Below are 22250 nucleotides of genomic sequence, written 5' to 3'. Positions count from 1 at the left end.
TACTTACCCGTTCACCAATTCCAATTTCAATATATATATGTTGCCTTGATAAAGGGTAACGCAAAAAAATCCTCACCCCAGTATTTAAGCGGACGAAACGCGCCCATATCCCAGCTTATATTTTGTCCCTTGAAACGGATGCCGATAAGCCCTATCTCAGCACTATAACTATCTTCCGAATCGTCATCCGGATCAAGACTATACTTTTTTCCCGGCGAATGGTAGATTTCTTCAATCCCCGAAGTGCGCTTGGAGAAACTCACTATCCCGCCAAGACCAAACACTTACTGGCTTTCTTTGTCGTTAAAATCGGTACCCAGCGCTGTTATGAAATGACCACTGACTTTCGGATTGCCTTCCCCCATAGCAATACGGAATCAATACGGACTCATTACGGACTAAGTCCGTATTGACTCCGTAATGCTCACGGGGAAGGATATGATTTGAACGTGTAAGAGTTTGAATTTAAAAGCAGTTGGATGATAATGGCAGATTTCCGGAATTGACGCTGTAGGTGTTGGTGTCGTTCCTGTTGGGGCTGCCGCACCGGAACCGACGGGGACGTCGGTAAATCCATAACCTCATACAACGCTACATCATGGAACGCCGACGTCCCCGTCGGCGACAGCAGCGATGCTTATGACACATCTGCCAATTTCGTAAACTGACCGGCGGACATGAACCGACGGGGACGTCGGTAGATCCATATTCCGGTCACCTGTTCACCGACAAACATCTCTTATCTCTCATCTCTCATCTCTGCCCCACCTTTCCACCCAAAATAATCATTGTCAAAATCCGCGTCCTGAATTGCCATGCTTGCCAAATAGAATCCGGAGAAGATCGATGAATTATGACAGCCGCAAAACCATCACCGGCGGCAGCTTACGTTGTCTGCTTATCATATTGATCTTATTGCAGATCAGCAGCATTATCGCCGCCGTTTATACCGTGGATGCAGATAGTCTGACGCAAAAACTGGACGCACTGCTGCGCTCGCCTTTGATCAGTGGCGCGACTGTGGCGCTGGGAATATGGGAGCTGGAGGCTGGCAAAGAGGTCTTTGTTAGAAACGCCGACGCGAATCTGATCCCTGCGTCCCTGCAAAAGCTGTACACCTTGTCTGCCGCGCTGCATGAAATGGGCTCCGGACATCAATTTGTCACTCGCTTTGGCTATCGGGGAGAGATTGTCGAACAATGCCTCAACGGAGACCTTGTCATCATCGCGGACGGCGATCCCGCTTGGACGACGGATTTCTATCTTGAAGGAGCGCACCGGATATTTGAGCATTGGGCGGATTCGCTGAGCACTCACGGCATCAAAAGCATCAATGGCAACGTGGTCATCAACGTCGGCAAATTCCCCGTTTACCGCGATTCCACCACCTGGGACAGGGGGGATTATGCCTATGGCTATGCAGCAATTTCGGCACCTTTTTCCTTCAATGAAAACGCCATCATCTATGAGATCACGGCAGGGGATACGATGGATTGTGAAACCACGATAAGTGTCGAAGGCGGATACTCTTACCTCAGATTTGACAACATAGTGAAGACTTCGATGCAAGGGGTCAAAGCAGATGTCTCGATCAACGCGACGGATACGCCAAATCATATCCTAATCAGCGGAACCATACCTCTGGAAAGCACTTACAGGGTACGAGCCGCGGTGCCAGATCCGCATGCTTTCGCTTCCGGAGTAATGATGCAATACTTCAAGGAAAAAGGCATCGAAATCTCCGGTCATGCATCCTTCGATTCCGCTTTCCCCGCAAACGCACAAATGGAAACGCTTTTCAACCATCCATCACCACCGCTGAAAGACATCGTGGGCGTCTGCATGAAACGCAGCTCAAACCTGATGGGGGAGATGCTCTACGTCCAGCTAAGTGGCGGCATTGCAAGCACTCAGGATAAGATCAGAAGCTTCGCCGCCACCACCGGAGTTGTTTCAAATTCCATCAGCGCGGTCGATGGCTGCGGACTCTCGCGCAAAAACCTACTCAAGGCAAGCTACCTTGGCAAGCTCCTCGTCTTTGCCCAGAAACAGCCATGGTTCAAAGACTTCTTCTCCTCCCTCGCGATCTCCGGCACCGACGGAACCCTCAAAACACGTTTGGTGGAAAGCCCCGCCCGCGAAAAAGTATTTGCCAAAACCGGTTCCATGCGCGGTATCAGCAATATTGCCGGATATTTTACTGCAAGTGACGGCAAACTCTATGCCTTCGTCATCCTCTGCAACGATGTCCCGGACACGACCAAAGCCCGACAGTGGCAAGATGAGACGCTGGAAGAGATGGTGAGATTATGCGAACAGGGAGTGAACATCCGTGGCTCTGAGATTATACAGGCTCCACGTTGATTAATCATGAGACGCCGACGTCTCCGTCGGCGACAGCAGCGATATATTCAGATGCTTAAAAAACCGATTCTCCGCCACACTCTCCCTGATCCCTCCGCTCCTCTGTGGTGAAAGAAAATCTCCGATCCCTCAACGTAATACGGCGAGTTTACCGCGCGCGATCTCTCCATCCATTTCCACTACATAGAAATAGATGCCGGAGGAGACTTTGCGTCCGCTGTTGTTGGAGATGTTCCAACGCCAGGTGATGTTGTTGATCTCCGGGTTGAAGGGACCGATGGCGCTGCTGAAAACCAACGCTCCGGAAGTGTCGTAGATTGAGATATTGCCCTTTTTCCCGGCGGGGAAATTGATGAAGGCGCAGGATTGATGGAGCGAAGGCTTCACGGGATTGGGGTAAACGGTGAGGTTTTTGAGATTCTTGATGTTTGTGAGCGCGAAACGGGCAATGTTGTGCTGGGGCGAGATCGTGTTTCCGAAAAGGTCGCTGAGGTTGTGCACGGTGAGATAATATGCGCTACTGCTCGGTTTCAGCTTGGAATTGAGGGTGATGATGATGACGTCCTGGTTGTGGGAAATGGTGTCGATCGAATTTTGGAGATCGTTTGATGGAAGATGCAGTTGATAGTTCAGGGGATGGATCGCTCCGGCGGGCATAATCTCTTCATTGAATGTGATCTGCACGCTTTTTTCACCCGGAAGCACTTTCACTTCGGATATTTTGGGAGCTTCCACATCCGCCACGTAGGCAAAAGTATAGCTATTGACGGGTAGCGCCACGCCGGTAATGCCTTTCACATTGCGCAATGCCAGAGTAAACATCTCCGTGATCGCCGGGAAGGCTTGACGGAAACGAACCTGCAAACCGTAATGATTGAAAATGCTGTTCACGGAAAGCGGTATCCCCATGTTGTGGTCGAGGTTATAGCATCCCGGATTGAGCGCGTCGTTTGACATCTGCTGATCAAAGATGAGGCGCAATTCCTTGCTGCCGACGATATCTATGCTGACAAGCACTGGCAGGGGATTGGGGATCGCGGTTTGCCACAGCAACGGGATACTTTCCGGCGGACTGAATGAGTGGTTAACCGCCGTGATGGTATAGCGGTAGGTCTTTCCGGAAACGAGTCCGCTATCCTCATAGACGTTGCCGAGGACGTTGTCGATCAAGATGACATTGTTTTGATCGTCCTTGCGGTAGATGCGGAAAGAAGCTGCAGTGTTATCCACCCAAGTGAGTTTAACTCTTTGATGATCAAGCGGAACGCAGAGCAGGTTTGCCGGTGCCGGGGGTCCGGTGAAAGGATCTTCCGCAGTCCACTGCACAGCAGCGATGGAATCTGGGCTAACCTTATAGTTGGTAATGAAATAGGCACGGTTGTTGGCATCTTTATAGGCGAGGGTGGTATAGCTGCGAAAGCTGTTTTCGCTGAAGACCGGTTTAAATTGTCCATTGATGTATTTCAGGACATAGAGGTTGGGGGATATTGCCAGAATGATCTCATCCTTGCCGTCGTTGTCCAAATCAAAGGACTGGACGGAGTTTTGGGAGAGGACTTCGTTGAACATAATGGAGCCCATGCTCGTGTAGTTGTTGTTTGAAGCAAATTTGAAGCCTTCAAAATACCAGAAATTGAGGTTGGGATTGAGGATATCGCGATAGTATCCGCCCACGAAAAAATCCTGGCGACCGTTGCCGTCATAATCACCGCTGGTGAGTTGATAGGTGTTTCCGACAGGCAGGCGTGTCGTCCAGCTCATTTCATGAAGATTGTCGTTTGTCACTTCAAACATCATGATATCTCCGTCGGTGTCGGCGGTGAGGATGTCACGTTGGTTGTCGGTATCAAAGTTTTTGACGATGATGGAGGGAACGAAGGTGTTGCGCAGATTGGTGGACGTGGTGTTGCGCAGGGTGTTTTTGGCACTGATAACTCCCGCGGCGGAGCGTTTGTAAAGCTGGATAACGCGTTCTGCGGGCAGGTTTTTGACTAACAGGATGTCGTCCACGCCGTCTCCGGAATAATCTGCCAAAATGCCTCCGGTGATGGCACCTTCTTCCCAGATGGCGGTGCCGGGATAGGTTTGGGTGGCAATCGTTTCCAGCAAAATCGCCCGGTCAGCTCTCAGGGTAAGCAGTTCCTGTCCCAGGTTGTTTGTGTTTCCGGCACCCAGCAGCCAAAATGAATCGTTAAAATTGTGCTTGACGACGTGTCCTCCAGCCTCAGGTTGGAAGGCAAAGACGTTTCCATATCCGCTAATCGGCAGATCCATGGCGACGTATTCGGGGCTGCCATCCCCGTTGTAGTCAAATGTTTTTGCCAAAGGCACGCGGGGGGAGCCGACCACTTCATGTTGGAATCCATAGTTGGGCACCGATTCATAGACGATGTTCATGAATGCGGGATAGAGCGGAGTCACGATGCTGAGGTTGCTTTTGTTAGTGGCTTTGACGCTGATGTCGATGCTGCCCGGTGATACTTGCGGTGGCACTGCCCACACGTGCAAGCTGTCCTGCGCAATGCCATAGACGTCAAAAATGGAGCCGTCGGCAGCGATGATCTTCAGTTCGGTGCGCACCGGTTCGTTGAACTTGGCGGATATGTAGTAGCGAAGATTTTGTTTGTCATAGCGTTTGAAGTTCTGCAGCGAGTTCTGAACCAGCCAGGGCGCGCTGTAATCGTATTGCACGGTTCGATAATAGTTGTATTTTCCGCCGTTCATGTTTTCATACTGGATGCGAATCAGGTATTTCCCTTCCGGCATCAGTTCCGGCAGATAGAAATGCGCCAAGGTTCCGTTGGTGACGGGTGCGGTGTGATAGACGGGGAGGTTTGTGTGATTGGTCACGTCCATCCAATCCAGCGACGAAGGAGCATTCTTGGTGGAATACATCACCGAGTAGCGGAAGAAATTCTGTGTTTGGACGGTTCCCACGATGTCAAAGCTGTCCGAAACTCCGTCAAATTCCTGAGGATCGGTGATGGTCACCAAAGGAGGATTGGTGTTTTCAAGGAGTTTGCGCGAGTTCAAAAGACCATGACCGTAGAATTGATCAAAGCCCGGGGCGCCGAGGTCGTCCGTGGAGTTTAGCAAACGGCTGCGCACTTGATCGGGTGAGAGACCCGGATGCAAAGACAATAGCAGCGCGACGGCACCCACCACAAAAGGCGAGGACATCGAAGTTCCGCTTTGCTCGAAATACTGCTCACCCGCTTCCAGTTTGTAGGTGCTGAGAATCTGCTCTCCGGGAGCGACGAGTTCGAGATCGACTCCATAGCTGGAAAAACCTGCCAGGTTGCGGGTTTTATTCACCGCTCCGACGGAAATCACGGTGGAAAGTCTTGCAGGATAACTGAGGATCGGTCCCGGATCGTTACCAGCGGAGGCGACAATTGTGACGCCTTTGTCATAGGCATATTGACAGGCGTCGGCAATGATGGCGGAATAGTTTGGATCCCCCCAACTGAGGTTGAGGACGTGGCAGCCGTTGTCCGCAGCATAAATGATTGCCGCTGCGGCGTCATCATCCTGCAGATAACCCTGTCCCTGAGTGGTTCTGAAACCGGCACGGATCGCCATCAATTTCACGTTCCATGCCACTCCGCTGATGCCGATGCCGTTGTTTCCAACCGCACCGACTATTCCGGCAACGTGGGTGCCGTGATAGTTTTCATCCGTGGGGTCGTTGTCCTGACCGGTAAAATCGCCGATGCCGACGTCCGACATTTCCGGTGCATCCGAAAAATCCCAGCCCCACCAATCGTCGATATATCCATTACCGTCATCGTCGATGCCGTTATTTGGTATCTCGCCTTGGTTGATCCAGATGTTTGCATTTAGATCCGGATGCTCAAATAGCAATCCTGAATCCACGATACCCACCACGATGAGCGAGCTGCCGGTGCTGTAGTTCCAGGCTTGGGGATTGGATGTAATATGGTGAAATTGCAGAGGATAGAGCGGATCGTTCGGAGTCAGGTGCATCTTCCTGAGAAAGTTTGGCTGCGCGTATTCGATGCCGGTAAAGCTGTACTGACCATTTTTAAGTGCTGTCCAATCCGGATCAACAGCTATGTTGACCTGATAATAGCGATTGGTGTGCATCCCGCTGATGGGAATGATGTTAGACGCGCCAAGTTGGTCAAGATAGCTGTCGAAAGCTGTCAATCCGGTGCGATCCGATCGCACGGATATCGGCTGCGTTGTTTTGAACAAGAGCACTCCAGGCGTGATTTCCATATTCAAAGCCGCCAGACAGCTCAAAGCCATCAACGCCGGCAGTATTAACGAGAGTATTTTCTTCATGCGTGATAAATCCTTATTTTTGGTGGAAAGGTGGAAGGGTGGAAGGGTGGAAGGGTGGAGCTGCGCCAATGGAATGTGATACGCGCACGGGTCGGACTTCCCTTGCGGACAAATCCGCTAACACTGAGCCTTTAATTTGCGACAGCCGGGGACATCCGTCATTGCGGCGAAGCTTTCGAACGGCGCAGCTCCACCTTTCCACCCTTCCACCCATCAGCTTAGAAATTGTAGGATACTCCGAAGGCGTGGACGTCGTTCAGTCCCTTCGTGAAAGGCGCCCAGGCATAATCGATCTGCAACCCGAGCAGCTTGATTCCGATGCCGGTGCTGAAGTTTTCCGCCGAGTGATTCAATTTGTAGGCTCCGCGCAGCGCGATCATCTCATAGATTTCCAGTTCCGAGCTGAAGATCCCTTTCCAGTCTGCGTCGATGGGCTTGACTGCGCTGGCTTCAAGGATGAGCTTGCCGCTCTCAAATGTGTAAGCTTTGCTGAGGTCTGTCTCAAAGGTGATCGGCATCCGCGTCTCCACGTCTTCCATTTTGGAAGACGTGCCCAGGTTCCGAAACGAAAAGGATAATCTGCTATCCCGCACCGGAGGCAGAAGGGTCATACCCAGATCGGCATGGACGCCATAGCTGGAGGCGGTATTCAGCTTTTGATACATGACTCCGCCGTTCAAGCCAAAATAGGTCGCGGGACCCATGCGATAGGCATAGCTCGCCATCAAGCTGATATCCAAAGGTGAATAGTAGCCGATCAGGTTGCCGGTTACGTCCCGGTTTTCGATCTCGCCGTAATCCAGATTGCGCAGTGCGAGTCCAAAATGCGTGAGCCGGTCTGATTGGGAATAGAAGACGTTATTATATTTGATGTCGTCCAACCAAGCGGTATGGGAGATTCCAGCGCTGCGGTGGCTTTCGATTGCTGCGCTGGCTGGTTGGTTGATGAATGCGGCAAGATTTCCTCCGGCATGAATGCCGCGTCCGCCCAATGCCAAGCTTAGCGGATTGGTGCTGATGTTGAGGAATTTGTAGCCATACAAGCCTGTGTTTTCATGCGTCTGGGCACATAGTGCCGAGCCAAAAAGCAGGCTCAGGATCAGGATCAATCTAAAGTGTTTCATCATGCACGCTCTCCATATCATTTCTGCACCGCGAACTTGGTGCGGATGGATTGTTTATTTGCGGAAACGACGACGATATAGACGCCGTTTCCAAGTTTCGCCTCCGGAATGTCGATGATCTCCCGGTTGCGCAAATATGCTCTGGCAAAGGCTTTCTGCCGATAGACCAAAGCCCCGCTCACGTCATATATCTCTATCTCGACCTCGGCATCCCGGTTCGTCATGAGGTTGAGGCTCAGTTTGTCACCATAAAGCGGTTTAAGTGGATTTGGGAAGACATAGAGCTCGCCGGGAACGAAGGTCTTGTCCGTCTGATACTGATTTGGCAGGCTGCCATGATCTCTCGAGGCGCGGCGGGAAAGATTGCCATATTCGACGATCCAGCCTGGGTCGATATCCTCCATCCGTGCTTGTGGTAAGGGTTGGCGGAATATCTTGCCGTTGTCCGAAGCGCTCCAAAGATAGATGACATTGTCCGAAGCTTTTCCAATCATCGGCAGATTGCGGCTGCGATCCGAAAAAGAAACTGGGAAACCGTTCTTGGGCTTGAAGTTATCTTCCCACACCATCAGGCGGTTATTGATAAAAGACCCCGCCATTTCCATTTTGCCATCTCCATCGAGGTCAAAAGCGACCAAACCGCCATTTATGGCTGTATCAACCGAACTGGGACGATTGAGCTGTGCCGGACTGAACAGCGAGCCGGAATAGTCCAACACAATGATACCGTTTTCCCCTCCGAGGAGGATGTCCAGGCTGCCGTTTTTGTCTATATCGGACAAGGAAAGGGGAGCCGAAACATTCATATCGTGCACAAAGGGAAAGCCCGGCAGCAGATTCAAATTCATGTCATACAGATAGATGGAGTTTGGTGTCTGCAGGATGAGCTCGCCATTCGTGCTTGGGGGAACTATCGGTGCCATATAGATGCCCACAATCGTGGAATCGGCAGGCACATCGAGGATTGCACCGGGCAGGATCAAAGATTGTTCCGCAGTGTCATACCGCCACAAAGTGCCCGGTCCGGAAACCGGTTTTGTCAAAAGATAGAGCTGCTCACGGAAGAGGATCATATTCGTGGCGATCGGTTGGTTGAAATTGGCGATCACCGAAGAAGTACCGGTGCTTTTGTTATATCTGTAAAGGGCGCCGTTTCCGCTGAGGGCGTTGTTTAAGGGAATAAAAAGCTGCGATCCGCTATCGACCGGATGGCTCGCCCAGCCCCAACCCGTTTGGGTGAAGACATATTGTCCGGAGTCATTTCCAAGCCGATAGACGCGCACCATATTCTGCTCTTGCATGGGGATATAGAAATGCGTGGCGTCCCAGACGTAGTGTTTCGCGACTGGCAAACGCTGAAGGGGAAAGCCGCTCATCATGGTCTCGTCTTTCCAGATATTCAAGCTGCCATCCGGCATGGGATAAAATATCTCCGCACTGCCGTCTCCGTCAAAATCCACCATGCAAGCGTTGATGGGATTGGCGCCGCTGAAATTGGCATCGAGCTTCCAGCCGAAACTCACGGAAAAGCTCATCTGATTGCCGGCGGAGCTGATATCATAGATCTCCAAGGGTATCCCGCCATAATAACTTACGGCAGTGGGTAGCGAGAGCAGACCGTTATGCGTCTGATTGCCGAAATAGGCGTTGTTGCCCTGGCGGAATGTGTCGTAAGGACTGCCCCACTTGTAGATATCATAAGCTGAAGTGTCCAGATGCTGGATGCCATCAGCTTCTTCGAGATCGATTCCCTTGTGCAAAGCATTGCCGTTGATGCGGTTTTTATCGAAATTGAGGGTAAAGGTCTCGCGGATGACGTTTTCGTCAATGTGCCAGATCAGCAGTCCGGAGCCGTCCACCGGTTGGTTCATTCCCGAAGGAAGTGGTCCGCCGAGTCCGGGTAGAAAGAAATCCCACTCACTGCCGATGTATCTGTTTTCCATGAAGTTAAAGTATGGCAGCAGGGGATAGTTATCATAGTAATCCTGGACGCCCGCCGCGAGCAGTTTGAAAGTGTAGCTGGGCATGCCGTTATAGGGATTAATGCTGTCGTCCGGATTTTGCCGGCGGTTTTCGATCAGGAAATATTCGTCCTCGGAGATCGGAATCTTATAGAGCCGGTTTTTACCGCTTTCGTGATCGAGAAAATGGTCGATCGTGATGTTTTCGCGGTCTTCAACGATGGTAATGGTATCCTCCCAACCGAGGAAATCCCTGCACCAGCCACTCACCTGAGCGGGAACATAGCCGCTGGCGTTCCAGACTCCCGTGCCCATCAAACCCCAGTTTCCAATGCCCTGGGAACGACCGTTTGAGGAATCGTTGTCAAAGAGGGTGGGCAAGCCGATCAGATGTCCAAATTGATGTGCCAGCACGCCGTAGATGCTGAATAGATAAGCTTCTGCGTCCTGCTGTCCCTGGGTGGGGAAATAATCCTGAAATTCGCTTTCGGGAATGATGACGATATTCGTAAGAATTGCTCCGTCGGATGTCGCCAGCCCTGGATAGTTGTTGTTTTCAGGGTCAAAAGCGGCTTGCAGGTTTTTCCGCGTGAGGAAGGTTGACCAGATCTGATCTCTGCGGATGCCGCTGATGTCGGATTCCTGACCGCTGCCGGCATGGAAGATGATCAGTCCGCCATATTGACTGAAGTCGATGATCGGATCCGCCATATCGACGAGGTCTCTCGCCAGTTCCGCGATTCTTGCGTCGATGGCTTCGCTGGTGTCCCCACCGTAATATCCCATCGCTTGCGGCAGGGTGAAGACCTGTGGCGGCAGCGTGTAGTTCAGTTCATACTGATTATGTGAGGCATCGGCGAAGAAATCGCTGAGATGCAGCATCCAACGGTCAAAAAAAGCTTCGTCGTGCATCAGAAAATCAGGATAGCCACCCGCGGCTTGAAAGTGGACATCCGGGAATTGAACCCTCAGAACCAGAATGTTGTTGGGTATCTGTCTTGGGCGCGGCATCCCTTTTTGCCCGATAGCAAAATCGGGCAGTTCAATGCGCGTGGCAGTATAGTTTGCCGGAATCTGATGATACTTCGGATGCGGCGGCACGAGCGCAAAAAGACCAAATGCCAGAGCGCAAAGCGCCATCAGGATAGTATATCTCTTGTAACCTGAATTCATCGGTGATTTCCCCCTTCAGGGTTTTGACTTATGCAAGAAAGAAAAAACAAGGGCTCCGCTTCGGGCAGCTTGATATAAAACTCAGACACCATCTATTGTAAGCTATGATTGGCGTCAATAAAAAAAACTCGTTCGCAGAGGCGGATTCTCCACCGCGGCGAACGAGCCTATGTTGCGCAAATAACGTATAACCTTGTCTTAGATGGTCTTGCCAGCCATAAAGTCGGCTTCGTTACACTTGCAAACCTTGATAAATTCATAGCGGGGAGACCAACCGGCCGTTCCTTTCTTTTTGTTCATGACCGCTTTGATCTTTTTCACTTCGGTTTTGCAAACCGGGCACATGACCTTGCCTTCATTGGAGGCTTCGTGTGCAAGTTTGGCGGCAAAGCTTTTTACTTTTCCCATTTTATCCTCTTTCAGACCCCACCGCGGTGGAATCTATCCTTTAATTCGCTCGTTCTATGTATTCGCCGTTTCTCGTGTCGATCTTGATCTTGTCGCCGACCTCGACGAAGAAGGGCACGGTTAATCTCAGACCCGTATGCGTGTAGGCGATTTTTCCACTGCCGGAAGCGGTGTTGCCTTTGACGTTCGGCTCGCATTCAGCGATGGTTTGCACCACGTTGATCGGCAGCTCCACGTCCAGGATTTCTCCGCTGGGCGTCTGAACGATCATCACTTCCATGTTGTCCATCATCAGCTTTTCGCGTTCGCCGATCACAGCTTCGTCCACGTGCATCTGCTCGTAGTTTTCCAAGTCCATAAAGATGAAGAAAGTGCCTTCACGATACAGGTATTCTTTCTTGTTGCGTTCCACGCGGACTTCGTTGAAATTGTCGTTTTCACGGAAGGTATTTTCCAACACCTTGCCCGTGCGGACGTTTTTCAGCTTGGTGCGCATGAACGCGGAGCCCTTTCCCGGTTTGACATGAAGGAAATCAACCACTTCATACAAATCGTCCTTGAACTCGATTATCATTCCATTTCTAACATCTGACATTGAAGCCATATCGATTCGATCCTCAAACATTTATACTAAGAAAGCCATGATTTTTTCTCCCGATATTTTGGCAAGGCATTTTTTTAATCGTGCTCACCCACTCACATCTTCCCCCATAGCAATACGGAATCAATACGGACTCATTACGGACTAAGTCCGTATTGACTCCGTAATGCTATGGAGAGCGAAGGGAAAAATTACGTTGACAATTATCCCCAAGCCTGAAAGTGAGAACCGAGGAAATTGTGATGAAAATAACGAAATTGTGCCTGATCATGTTGCTCTTACTCTGCGCTGGGAGCGGGCTTTTTGCTGAAAAGACGAAAGAGCCATACCGTGCGATGCTTTATTCCGCGATGCTGCCCGGCGGGGGACAGGTCTATAATGAGAAGTATGTCAAAGCTGGGCTTGTGATCGGAGTTCAGAGCTGGTTGATCGGTTCCGCGATCTATCACAACGGCAAGCGGGCAGACTATCAGAAGCTTGTGGATTCGACCACGGACGCCATCTACCAACAACAATACCGTGCCCTGCGAAATGAATATCAAGACAAGCTCAGCAATGACATTTGGTGGATCGGGATCACCGCCGCCCTTTCGGTGATCGATGCCTATGTGGACGCGCATCTCTATGATTTCGAGGCGCGGAAAAGCAAGTTAAACCTCCGTTTCGATGGGACTTCGGTCAAGCTGGAGCTCGATTTTTAGCTCGTCGGATAAGGGACTGACATGGCAAAATACATCTTCTCCTGCATCGCGATATGGATACTGATATCAATATTAGGCGCGAAGACCTTACCGGTCAAGCAATTTGAGCAACGCATCTTTGAACTAACCAACGTCCAGCGGCTAAAATATGGTCTCAAAGCTCTCGTCTATGAAGACGGCCTCGCCGCTTTGGCAAAACATCACAGCAACAATATGGCAAGACATAACTTCTTTGATCACAAGGATAAAGAGGGCTTGGAAGTAGGCGGACGCAAGGACAAGTATTATCCGGAACTGCTTTCCTCGTCAACGGGAGAAAACCTTGCCATGCACGAAATATCGACCCGTAAATACAGCCCTGAGGATATCGTTACCGGTTGGATGAATTCACCCAGCCACCGTGAAAACATTCTCACTCCGGAATATACGCACCTTGGTGTGGGAGTGGTGCTTATGGGGGCGAAGCTATATTCCACGCAAAATTTCGGAGTGGCGATCGTGAAGCTCAAGAGTGCCATGCCCATAAGCTTTACCCAAAAAAATTGCTATGTGCTTGAATATGAATATCTTTCGCCGGAATCGCGAGGGGATTTCAAAGCCTCTCTGAAACTGCCTGATCCCAAAACACGGGTGATGCTCACCGAGCGCAGCTACGTTTTGGGCTACGTTCCGGTCAAACTGAACTGGAAAAACGGGGGGGAGTTTTCTGTGGTGCTGGATTTCAAGTATGGCAAAGGAACTTATGAGCTAAATTATGGCTGGGGAGATCAGTATTTCGATCGCTGCTATGTGTTTAAGGTAAAATGATGTCAATCGTAACGGGGCAGTGATCCGAACCCATGATGTCCTGTCTGATGCCGGCGGATACGACCCTGTCCTGGTGTTCTGCGTTGACGAAGAAATAATCGATGCGCCAGCCGATATTTCGCGCTCTGGCAGAGACTCGGTAGCTCCACCAAGAATACTGATCCGGTTCGTCATTGAACCTGCGGAAGGTATCCACCCAACCCCGGGAGGCGATTTTGTCCAGCCAGGCGCGCTCAATGGGCAAAAAGCCTGAATACTTCTCGTTTTCTTTGGGATTGGCGAGGTCGATTTCCTTGTGCGCCGTGTTGTAGTCTCCGGTCACGAGCACCATTTTTCCGGTGGCTCGCTTTGTTTCCATCACGCTCAGGCACTGATCATAAAAGCGCAGTTTATAGTCCAGCCGCTCGTCATCTCTCTGTCCATTCGGGAAATAGATGTTGAAGAGGATGAAACTCTCGTATTCGCAGATCACAGTTCTGCCTTCGCGGTCAAATTCTTCGTTGTCGAGTCCAAATTCCACCTTGATGGGCTTGGGCAGGGAAAGTATCGCGGTGCCGGAATAACCTTTGCGCTCGGCATGCGACCAGTATTTGTGGTATTTTTGCAGTTCAAAGATATCTTGAGGGATCTGGTGTTCCTGCAGCTTGGTTTCCTGCAGACCGATAATGTCCGGCTGCTCGCGTCTGAGCACTGCGTTGAAGTCCTTGTTCAGCACGGCGCGCAAGCCGTTTACGTTCCATGACCACAATGAGAGTTTCATATTCTATCCTGTTATTTTGATTTTGCCGATGATGCGTGTCCTTTTCGCAGGTGGACAATCTTGGGGAATTGCCGCCATGTCAAGCGCGAAAATGCGAAAGGGAGTTTTATTATCCACCGAGACCCAAGCTTTCCAATCTTTTGCTTGACAGAAAAGCTGCCCAAATTTTAATGGTCCTCACTTTGACGCGAGGTGGAGCAGTTGGTAGCTCGTCGGGCTCATAACCCGAAGGTCGAAGGTTCGAGTCCTTCCCTCGCTACCACTTTTAAATCCAGGAAACAGCGAGGCTGTTTCCTTTGATACAGAATAAACTGTGGCGGTGTAGCTCAGTCTGGTTAGAGCGTCGGAATCATAATCCGCAGGTCCGGGGTTCAAATCCCTGCGCCGCTACCAGTTTTTTTTTGTGCGCCAGTAGCTCAGTAGGATAGAGCAGCAGCCTTCTAAGCTGCGGGTCAGGGGTTCGAATCCCTTCTGGCGTGCCATGCATTCACAGATATTAAACTAATAGATGCCGACACGTGGTGGGTGTAGTTCAATGGCAGAGCACCGGATTGTGGTTCCGGGCGTTGTGGGTTCGACTCCCATCACCCACCCCACGTTATGAAAAGAGCAAAAAATTGAAGAATTACTTAGGCTTTGACATCGGCGCTTCGAGCGTCAAATACGGAATTGGCAACTGTCAACTGGGTTTACTGCATTTTGGCAGTTTCAGCATCGCCGAGCGCTCTCTTTCCTGCCTGCATCAGGTTTTCCGCTCCATTCTTGAAGATGTGAACCAAAAATGGGGTCTGGACAAGATCAGCGCCATCGGCATCGGAACTCCCGGCACCATCGACCGGGAAAGCGAAACAATCGTGGGAGTCAATCCCAATCTGCCTTTCTGGGTCAATCGCGATCCGCGGGAACTCATCCCTCCTGAGCTCAAGCTATCCGTGTTTGTTGACAACGACGCCAATCTCATGTGTCTTGGCGAGGCATTTCATCGTCATCCCGGCAAAAAGGTAGTGGGCATCACCATCGGCAGCGGAATCGGTTGCGGCTACGTTCAAGAAGGTGAAATCTACCACGGCAGCCATGGTTTCGCGATGGAATTGGGGCACATCATCATGGCGATAGACGGAGCGGTTTGCAACTGTGGAAGATGCGGATGTCTGGAGGCATATTCTTCCGTGGATGGTTTGCAACGCCGCATCTGGCGATGTTTGACCACTGAAAAACCGGAGCTGAAAGATCAAAAACCCTGGGGACTGAGAAAGATCATCGCCCACAAAGCCGATTTCCCCGTGATCGACAAACTCGTCAGCGAAGGTATGAACTATTTAGCGCGGGCGGCGGCAAACCTGATCATCGTGCTCGATCCGGATGTCCTGATCTTCGGAGGCGGGGCAATGGACGCGGCTTTGTATGATTTCGGAATGCTCAAGGAAACCGTCGAAACCTTTCTGCCGCAGCTTAATATCCACAACTGCGCATTGGGAAAGGCGGCACATGGCAACCGTGCCGGGGTTTTGGGCGCCATCGCTCTGGCGGAGCAATCTTCTTCCGGTAATTCGGAATGAATCTTGCTTTAGTATATTACACTACTTTTTGAGGAGTATTAAAATGAAAAAAACGAAAATTGGCTTACTCATAATCGGCGTTCTGCTACTTGTCGCGGGGATTTTGTCCGCGCAGTTGACCTCGATCCAAGCTGTTATCGAGATCAATCCCAATCCGATGGATAAGTTTACGACAATCGACGTGCGCATGACTCATAATACCAATATCGGCGTGAACATCGAAACCGATACCGGCGTAGTCATCAAAACTCTTTATTGGGGTCCCGGCGGAGAAAGCACTGTCTTATATTGGGATCGTTCCGGTGACAACGGCAATTACACACCCGCGGGAAAATACTACGTAGTGGTCAACTATTCGAGCAGATATACTTCGACCAAGAAGACTTTGATTTTAAGATAACCCAATATCATTAGTTATGAGCTCATCTACAGAAAAGAAGTCCGTTTTGGACTTTTTTTCTTTCCTGATTGAAATCATCCTCCAGAGCTTGCGCATCCGCGGCAACCAACATGTGAACCGAAACGTGATTCTCCGGCAGATTCTGTTCACCGGATACGAAGCGCTTCCTCTGATCGGATTCACGGCTCTGGCGATCGGCGGGTTGATCATCCTGCAGGGCTATAACCTGCTCAGCACCTTCGGTCAGGGCATTTGGGTGCACAACATCCTGGTGACGGTGGTGATCAACGAGCTCAGCGGAATCTTCACTGCCTTGGTGGTGATCGCCAGAAGCGGAACGGCGATCTCGACGGAATTGGGAAACATGGTCGTGCGGCGTGAAATCGCGCTTTTGAGGTCATTTTCCATCTCGCCGATCTCCTATCTTGTGGTTTCGCGCATCATCGGCGTGGTGGCGGCAATGGTCGTGCTGACCATCTATTTCAACATCATCGCGGTGCTTGGGGGCTGGCTTTTCACCCGGCTCTTCAATCCGATCAATTTTGGGTTTTTTATGGGAGAGTTTCTTGGGGTGTTGAAGTTTTCCAATATCTTCATCAGCCTGCTCAAGCCCTTTGTTTTTGGGCTCATCATCTCCATCACGGCTTGCTATCAGGGGCTCAGCGTTCATCACGCCTCCACCGAGGTGCCGCAAAGAACGATCCGCACGGTGGTCAATTCCATCTTTCTGATCGTGGTGTCGGACATCATCATCACCTGGCTGTTCTGGCAGTTTGGATAAGCGATGCAGATAGAATTTGATCATGTTTCCACCGAAAGCGGGATGAGAGACTTCTCGCTGAAGTTTGAGTTGAAGAAAACCACGGTGCTCTTCGATCCCTGCGAGGATCTTTCACGTTTGATTTTGAGCGTGTTAGTGGGCTTGGAACCGATATTGGATGGAGCGCTGCGGATCGGCGGGATCGCTTTTGACGATTACTTTGCCGGACGCGCCATCCCTCAGGTCTTTGGCCATGTATTCAACGAGGGGATCATGCTTTCCAATCTCAGCCTGCGGGAAAATCTCTTGCTCCCCTACCGGTGGTTCAATCCGAATCAGGATAGCAGCGTTTTTGACCGGGAAGTGAAGAGCCTGATGGAGCTTTTTTCGCTGAAACTGGATCTGGGTTCGCGCCCTTCGCTGCATCGTCCGGCACCGCTGAAGATGCTCAGCTACGTGCGCACCATACTGTTAAAGCCGCAGATCCTGATGATCGACGATCCCTATTATTTGCTAAACAAGAGCGAGCGCGCCACGATGCTGCGAGGGTTGACGCAAATGAAGGAAAATATGGTGATGCTGATCGCCAGCGCGGACGACGATTTTACCAGCGGTTTTGCCAAAGAAGTGATCGATCTGAGCGATTTCTGTAAAGCCATTTCTCCCGACCCCACAGCAAAAGCTTGACAAATTTTGAACTCTATAAAATCATCCCCTCAGTTTGGAGAAAACTGATAGATGAAGTATAAGATTAAACACACCAAACAGATAGTGTATGTGTTCGTCGCACTTCCACTTGTTCTGTTGATCACCGCCGCGGTGTTTATCGCCTTGCGGCAAAATCTGTTTGAGAGGAAATATATCTATTATTCGACTCTCGAAAACGCCACCGGTATCTCTACGCAAACACCCCTGCTCTTCAAAGGATTTGAGATTGGACGTCTTAAATCATACTATTTGACGGACAATGGCACCATCCGCCTGGAACTGAGCGTCTTGAAAAAATACCACAAGTTGATGGTGAAGGATTCCGTGATCCTGAGGTCCACCAATCCGATCACGAACAAAACCTCCCTCGAATATATCTCAAACGCGCTTTCCAACGAGCCTCTACCGGCTGAGAGCATCATCCTGTCCACTGATTTTGCCGAAGGGAAAGCCATGCTCAGACGCATCGCTCCCACCAGGGGAGACACGATCACGGAAATCCTTGAAAACGTCGCCCAACTCAGCTCCGAGCTGAACAAAGACGGCAACGCGGACAAAGGCGCGTTGATGCGAACGATCAACAACATCGCCGATGCCAGCGAAAAAACCGAAGCCCTGATGACGCACTTGGAAACGATCATGAATCAAATGAACCTCTTTGCCGCGAATCTGAACCGGGACAAAAATCCCGAAGCCGGCACCGTCTTCCGTTTGCTAAATAACCTTGCCGATATCAGCGCTTCCGTTGATCAGCAGATGGTTCGCGTCGATGAGATGCTGATCACCGTCAACCGGATGCTGCCGAACTATGAAAAACCGGACAGCCTGCTCATCCGGATGCTCGATCCCAGCGGAGACAAGCTTTTCACCCCGCTCGGCAGCACGATCACCAATCTGAGCCGCAATCTGGACGCCACCTTGGGCATCTTGCAACACATACAAAGCTCTACTCCGGAAATGAACGCCCTGCTCTATAACCTCAATGAAACATTAAATAACGCCAAAAAGACCCTGGAAGCGCTGAACAACAACCCCCTGCTGCGATCCGGGATCACTCCTTCTTCACCGTTGCCGGCTTCTCCCGCAGGCAGAATCAGCGAGATGCCGGATGAGAATTAAGCTTGTTTGCTGCATCCTGATCATCTTTGCCCTTGCGGCTTGTTCCAGCTTACGCAAGCCCCCTCAGCCACAGGCAAAAAGCAATGCCGATAATATCTGGCTCATTGCCAATCAACAGGAGCTTTCCGGCAGGAAGGAGATCGCGCTGAGCAATTACCGACTGGCGCTCAATCATTTTCGCGGTTTTGCCGGTATCGAAGGTGAAATGTTCGCTCTTTCCGGCATTGCCAGGATCAATTTTGACGCGGGCAACATTGCCGAATATGATTCCATCCGTCAAAGCATGATCTGGATCATCGAAAAGATCGATCCGAAACAGCGCTACATCTTTACTTTGCTTGATTTGCACGTTTTGATGAAACAGGCAGACTATGCCGGAATCGCGGCTTTGGCAAAGGACGACAAAGCTTTAGCCCCATCAGCGCGTTTGCAGACGCTCAGCTACCGCTTACAGGCAGATGCACGGCTGCGCAAAGCCAACCCCAATGACGCCCGAGAGCTGGCTAAACTTGCAAAGAAAACCGGACGCCGGCTGGCAAAGAGCAACCCCATCCTCGCGCACGACACCGCACGTGCTCATTACGCGCTGGCATATTATCATTACTCGATAAAAGCTTTTGCCACCGCCGGCAAACACATCGCCAAGAGCCTCGAGCTGGATTATCTTTATGAAGATTTTCAGTCCCTGGGCTATGCGCATTGGTTGGCGGCAAAGATAGCTTTCGCGCAAAATCGTTCCGCTGATGCGATTTCTCTCTTGATGAAAGCGCGGCGCATATTCACTGCGTTTGGCGATCCCGCGATGCTAATGATCGTCGAAGCCGATCTGAAATTGATCGAAAAAGGAGACAAGCAATGAACCTGAAAGGAAAGAAAGCCCTGATCCTGGGTATCGCGAACAGCCATTCCATCGCCTACGGCATCGCCAAAGCCCTTGCTGAAAGGGGCTGCGAATTGATCCTCGGTTATGCCGGTCCGGTATTGGCAAAGCGCGTCGTGCCCATCGCCGAAGAGCTGAATGCCAAGCTCTGCCTTGAATGTGACGTCTCCAAAGATTATGACATCCAAAAGCTGATTGCCCAGGTGCGCAGCGTGTGGGACAACATCGATTTCATCGTTCATTCCATCGCTTATGCCCCCACGGCAGAGCTCAACAAAGCTTTCCATCTCACCTCACGTTATGGATTCAGCACCGCGATGGACATCAGCGTCTATTCTCTTGTGGCGCTGATGCGCGAAGCCGAACCCCTTTTGCATGAAGGCTCTTCTGCGATCACGCTCAGTTATTACGGCTCCCAGAAAGTGGTGCCAAACTATGGGGTGATGGGAGTGGCAAAAGCCGCGTTGGAAGCCAGCGTCCGCTATCTTGCCTACAGCTTGGGCGGAAAGGGAGTGCGCGTCAACGCCATCTCTGCCGGTCCGCTGCGAACGCTCTCTTCAGCAGCCATCAGCGGGATCAGCCAGATGCAAAAACGGGTCGAAAAAATCTCTCCGCTTTCGCGAAATATCACGCAGGAGGAAGTGGCAAAATCCGCCCTTTACCTGCTCTCCGATCTTTCTTCGGGCGTCACCGGCGAGACGCTCTATGTGGATGCCGGCATCAACATCATGGCATATTGACGGGGTAGAATGAAATTATTTATCAACGCTTCGCTTCCCACTGCCTCAGCAGCTCTGAAAAGGGTGAATCTGCTCTTTGACGAGACCATCGTCAAGATTTCCGCAGACGATATTGCCACCGAGGAATCCCCCGAAATCATCGATCTGAAGGGAAAGATACTCCTCCCAGGCGGGATCGACGCTCACAGCCATATCATCCACGACGGTGAGCCGGCTAAAAGCATCGCCAAAGTGAGCAAATCAGCCCTCGCCGGAGGCTGGACGACGCTTTGCGAACTCAGCTATTTCAGTCCCGCTCCCATATTTGACTTCCACGATCTGGAGCGCACCATCCAGCGGCTCAATGGCACTTCCCATGTGGATATGGCGCTTTGGGGAAACGTCGATATCGGCGATTATCCATATCACGCGGAGACCGCTCAGGAGCTTTGGGCAAAAGGCGTGGTCGGCATCGCGCTGCTCACTCCGTCACCCAATCCCGCCATCCCGGATATCAGCTTTACGGAGATCATGGATCTCTTTATGGATATCTACGAAAGCGACACCGCCTTTGCCTTTCAGGGTTTTGACTATGAAAACCACGGCAGCTTTGATTTTGCTTCGCAACTGGACGGAGTCAAAAAGATCCTCCGCCGTATGCAGGAAAACCCCATCCACATTCCTCGCGTGGCGTCCTATCCAAGCATCGAATTTATCAACACCATCTCCAAACGCTCGGATATCTCTTTTGCCATGTGCATCGGCGACCTGATGAAAGTCTTTGGCGGCATCGATCCCGGCAGCGGTCTCAGCGCGGATCTCGAAGAACACCAGGAGCTGCTCTTTGAGCTCTTCCGCACAAACAAGATCTATATGCTATCAAACAGCGTGTCCGCGGCAGCCGCTGCTCCCGAAACCACGGAAGCTTTTCTGGGAACGCATCACAGCCTGATGCGACATTCCTATCTATGGGTGCTCTCCGAGCTTTGGAAAAACCGCAAAGTCCCTCTTGCCACCTGCATCAAAATGACCAGTGAAAACGCCGCCAAACGCCTCGGACTTTATCCCGTCAAGGGCGCGATCGAAGTGGGCTCCGATGCCGATTTTATGATCTATGATCCCGAGGTCAACACTACTTTCAAGGCTCCGGACGGCAGCAAACACGAGCTCACCGGCTCGATAGATTCCGTCTGGCTCAGAGGGAAAGAAGTCTTTTCCGACGGCAAGACTGCCCCGCCAAGCGGCAAACATATCAGCCGCCACACCAATCCCAAACGCCGCTACAACAACACTACCTGGATCTGATTATTTTTGTAGATAAATATACCGGCTCAGTTGCTTAAAAACCGCACTGGAAACCCATCCAGAGCGGCAATTTGAACTTCAAGAGCAGCCATGGTACAACAGATATCCTGCGGACTCGCTTTCCATCTCATGGACGAAGAAGACGCAGCGGGAAAATAAGCCTTCATCAAACCCGGCATTCCTGGTCGATCCGCAAAACTCTCGCACATTGCCCATCAGCTTGGGCTTGACCCCTCTTCAAACGCTAAAATGTCCAATCACATAACATAGCAATAAATTACGCATAATTTGCGTCCCGCTCCCCATTCCCGCAGCTACATCCTTCCCCCTTTGCATTACGGAATCAATACGGACTCATTACGGACTAAGTCCGTATTGACTCCGTAATGCTAAGGGGAAAGAACCGGAATTTTTAGGTCTTGACTGATTGCTTCTTGACAAAAAAACAATGTTAAGCAAAACCGCATAAATATCTATAATATAACTTGACAATACTATCTCTGTTGGTAAAGTGGCTTCGTATCAAGGAGGTACATATGATTCGGATTCATTTGACACCAAAAGAGAAGGAGGAGCTTCTAAGGCTGAGAAAT

At 50.9% G+C, this 22250-nt stretch carries 18 protein-coding genes and 4 tRNA genes; 15 read left to right on the top strand and 7 right to left on the bottom strand.

Annotation, left to right across the window (positions count from 1 at the left end):
* Positions 1 to 26: 26 nt before the first annotated feature.
* Positions 27 to 284, bottom strand: a complete 258-nt coding sequence (locus Q8M98_11370; GenBank protein ID MDP3115349.1) for a hypothetical protein — start codon at positions 282 to 284, stop codon at positions 27 to 29.
* 562 nt (positions 285 to 846) lie between these two features.
* Here Q8M98_11370 and dacB point away from each other — a divergent pair.
* Entirely contained in the window at positions 847 to 2364 is a 1518-nt protein-coding gene (gene dacB / locus Q8M98_11365) for a D-alanyl-D-alanine carboxypeptidase/D-alanyl-D-alanine-endopeptidase (protein MDP3115348.1), read from the top strand.
* A gap of 129 nt (positions 2365 to 2493) precedes the next feature.
* Here the strand turns inward: dacB and Q8M98_11360 are convergent, their stop codons facing one another.
* The 5 genes from Q8M98_11360 to efp form a co-directional block, all read right to left on the bottom strand.
* Positions 2494 to 6672 (bottom strand): S8 family serine peptidase, encoded by a 4179-nt coding sequence (locus Q8M98_11360; protein MDP3115347.1) that lies wholly within the window; start codon positions 6670 to 6672, stop codon positions 2494 to 2496.
* A gap of 218 nt (positions 6673 to 6890) precedes the next feature.
* On the bottom strand, positions 6891 to 7799 hold the full coding sequence (locus Q8M98_11355) for a PorV/PorQ family protein (GenBank protein MDP3115346.1): 909 nt from the start codon (positions 7797 to 7799) through the stop codon (positions 6891 to 6893).
* 14 nt (positions 7800 to 7813) lie between these two features.
* A complete protein-coding gene (locus Q8M98_11350) occupies positions 7814 to 10930 on the bottom strand; it encodes a M6 family metalloprotease domain-containing protein (GenBank protein ID MDP3115345.1) in 3117 nt (1038 codons plus the stop codon).
* 198 nt (positions 10931 to 11128) lie between these two features.
* Positions 11129 to 11338, bottom strand: a complete 210-nt coding sequence (locus tag Q8M98_11345; protein ID MDP3115344.1) for a hypothetical protein — start codon at positions 11336 to 11338, stop codon at positions 11129 to 11131.
* Between the two features lie 40 nt (positions 11339 to 11378).
* Entirely contained in the window at positions 11379 to 11933 is a 555-nt protein-coding gene (efp, locus tag Q8M98_11340) for an elongation factor P (protein MDP3115343.1), read from the bottom strand.
* Between the two features lie 248 nt (positions 11934 to 12181).
* Here efp and Q8M98_11335 point away from each other — a divergent pair, with 248 nt between their 5' ends.
* Together Q8M98_11335 and Q8M98_11330 are read left to right on the top strand one after the other, a co-directional pair.
* Positions 12182 to 12640 carry a DUF5683 domain-containing protein gene (locus tag Q8M98_11335; GenBank protein MDP3115342.1) on the top strand — a complete coding sequence of 153 codons (459 nt, stop codon included), beginning with the start codon at positions 12182 to 12184 and terminating at the stop codon, positions 12638 to 12640.
* A 21-nt stretch (positions 12641 to 12661) separates the two neighbouring features.
* Entirely contained in the window at positions 12662 to 13447 is a 786-nt protein-coding gene (locus tag Q8M98_11330; GenBank protein ID MDP3115341.1) for a CAP domain-containing protein, read from the top strand.
* Here the strand turns inward: Q8M98_11330 and Q8M98_11325 are convergent.
* Positions 13434 to 14207: an exodeoxyribonuclease III gene (locus Q8M98_11325; protein ID MDP3115340.1), complete on the bottom strand. Its 774-nt coding sequence runs from the start codon at positions 14205 to 14207 to the stop codon at positions 13434 to 13436. The genes Q8M98_11330 and Q8M98_11325 overlap by 14 nt on opposite strands.
* Before the next feature lie 186 nt (positions 14208 to 14393).
* Here Q8M98_11325 and Q8M98_11320 point away from each other — a divergent pair.
* The 12 genes from Q8M98_11320 to Q8M98_11265 all read left to right on the top strand — a co-directional run bounded on the left by Q8M98_11320 (position 14394) and on the right by Q8M98_11265 (position 21657).
* A tRNA-Met gene (locus Q8M98_11320) sits at positions 14394 to 14469 on the top strand.
* Between the two features lie 53 nt (positions 14470 to 14522).
* Positions 14523 to 14600, top strand: a tRNA-Met gene (locus Q8M98_11315).
* A 12-nt stretch (positions 14601 to 14612) separates the two neighbouring features.
* Positions 14613 to 14689 (top strand) — tRNA-Arg (locus Q8M98_11310).
* A gap of 39 nt (positions 14690 to 14728) precedes the next feature.
* Positions 14729 to 14803 (top strand) — tRNA-His (locus tag Q8M98_11305).
* Between the two features lie 21 nt (positions 14804 to 14824).
* The gene (locus tag Q8M98_11300; GenBank protein ID MDP3115339.1) at positions 14825 to 15766 is read left to right on the top strand and encodes an ROK family protein; all 942 of its coding nucleotides are present in this window, start codon (positions 14825 to 14827) and stop codon (positions 15764 to 15766) included.
* Positions 15767 to 15809: 43 nt separating this feature from the next.
* Entirely contained in the window at positions 15810 to 16166 is a 357-nt protein-coding gene (locus Q8M98_11295) for a hypothetical protein (GenBank protein ID MDP3115338.1), read from the top strand.
* A 16-nt stretch (positions 16167 to 16182) separates the two neighbouring features.
* Positions 16183 to 16947 (top strand): ABC transporter permease, encoded by a 765-nt coding sequence (locus Q8M98_11290; protein MDP3115337.1) that lies wholly within the window; start codon positions 16183 to 16185, stop codon positions 16945 to 16947.
* Between the two features lie 3 nt (positions 16948 to 16950).
* Positions 16951 to 17613 carry a hypothetical protein gene (locus tag Q8M98_11285; GenBank protein ID MDP3115336.1) on the top strand — a complete coding sequence of 221 codons (663 nt, stop codon included), beginning with the start codon at positions 16951 to 16953 and terminating at the stop codon, positions 17611 to 17613.
* Between the two features lie 51 nt (positions 17614 to 17664).
* On the top strand, positions 17665 to 18753 hold the full coding sequence (locus Q8M98_11280; GenBank protein MDP3115335.1) for an MlaD family protein: 1089 nt from the start codon (positions 17665 to 17667) through the stop codon (positions 18751 to 18753).
* Positions 18743 to 19612 carry a hypothetical protein gene (locus Q8M98_11275; GenBank protein MDP3115334.1) on the top strand — a complete coding sequence of 290 codons (870 nt, stop codon included), beginning with the start codon at positions 18743 to 18745 and terminating at the stop codon, positions 19610 to 19612. Before Q8M98_11280 ends, Q8M98_11275 begins: the two co-directional genes overlap by 11 nt.
* The gene (locus Q8M98_11270; GenBank protein MDP3115333.1) at positions 19609 to 20373 is read left to right on the top strand and encodes an enoyl-ACP reductase; all 765 of its coding nucleotides are present in this window, start codon (positions 19609 to 19611) and stop codon (positions 20371 to 20373) included. The genes Q8M98_11275 and Q8M98_11270 overlap by 4 nt, the downstream gene beginning before the upstream one ends.
* Before the next feature lie 9 nt (positions 20374 to 20382).
* Positions 20383 to 21657: an amidohydrolase family protein gene (locus Q8M98_11265; GenBank protein ID MDP3115332.1), complete on the top strand. Its 1275-nt coding sequence runs from the start codon at positions 20383 to 20385 to the stop codon at positions 21655 to 21657.
* Positions 21658 to 22250 lie beyond the last annotated feature (593 nt).

Source organism: Candidatus Cloacimonadaceae bacterium (genome assembly GCA_030693415.1).
Lineage (GTDB): Bacteria > Cloacimonadota > Cloacimonadia > Cloacimonadales > Cloacimonadaceae > JAUYAR01.
Note: the sequence above shows the minus strand (reverse complement) of the source record. Positions and strands in the feature narration are given on the sequence as shown.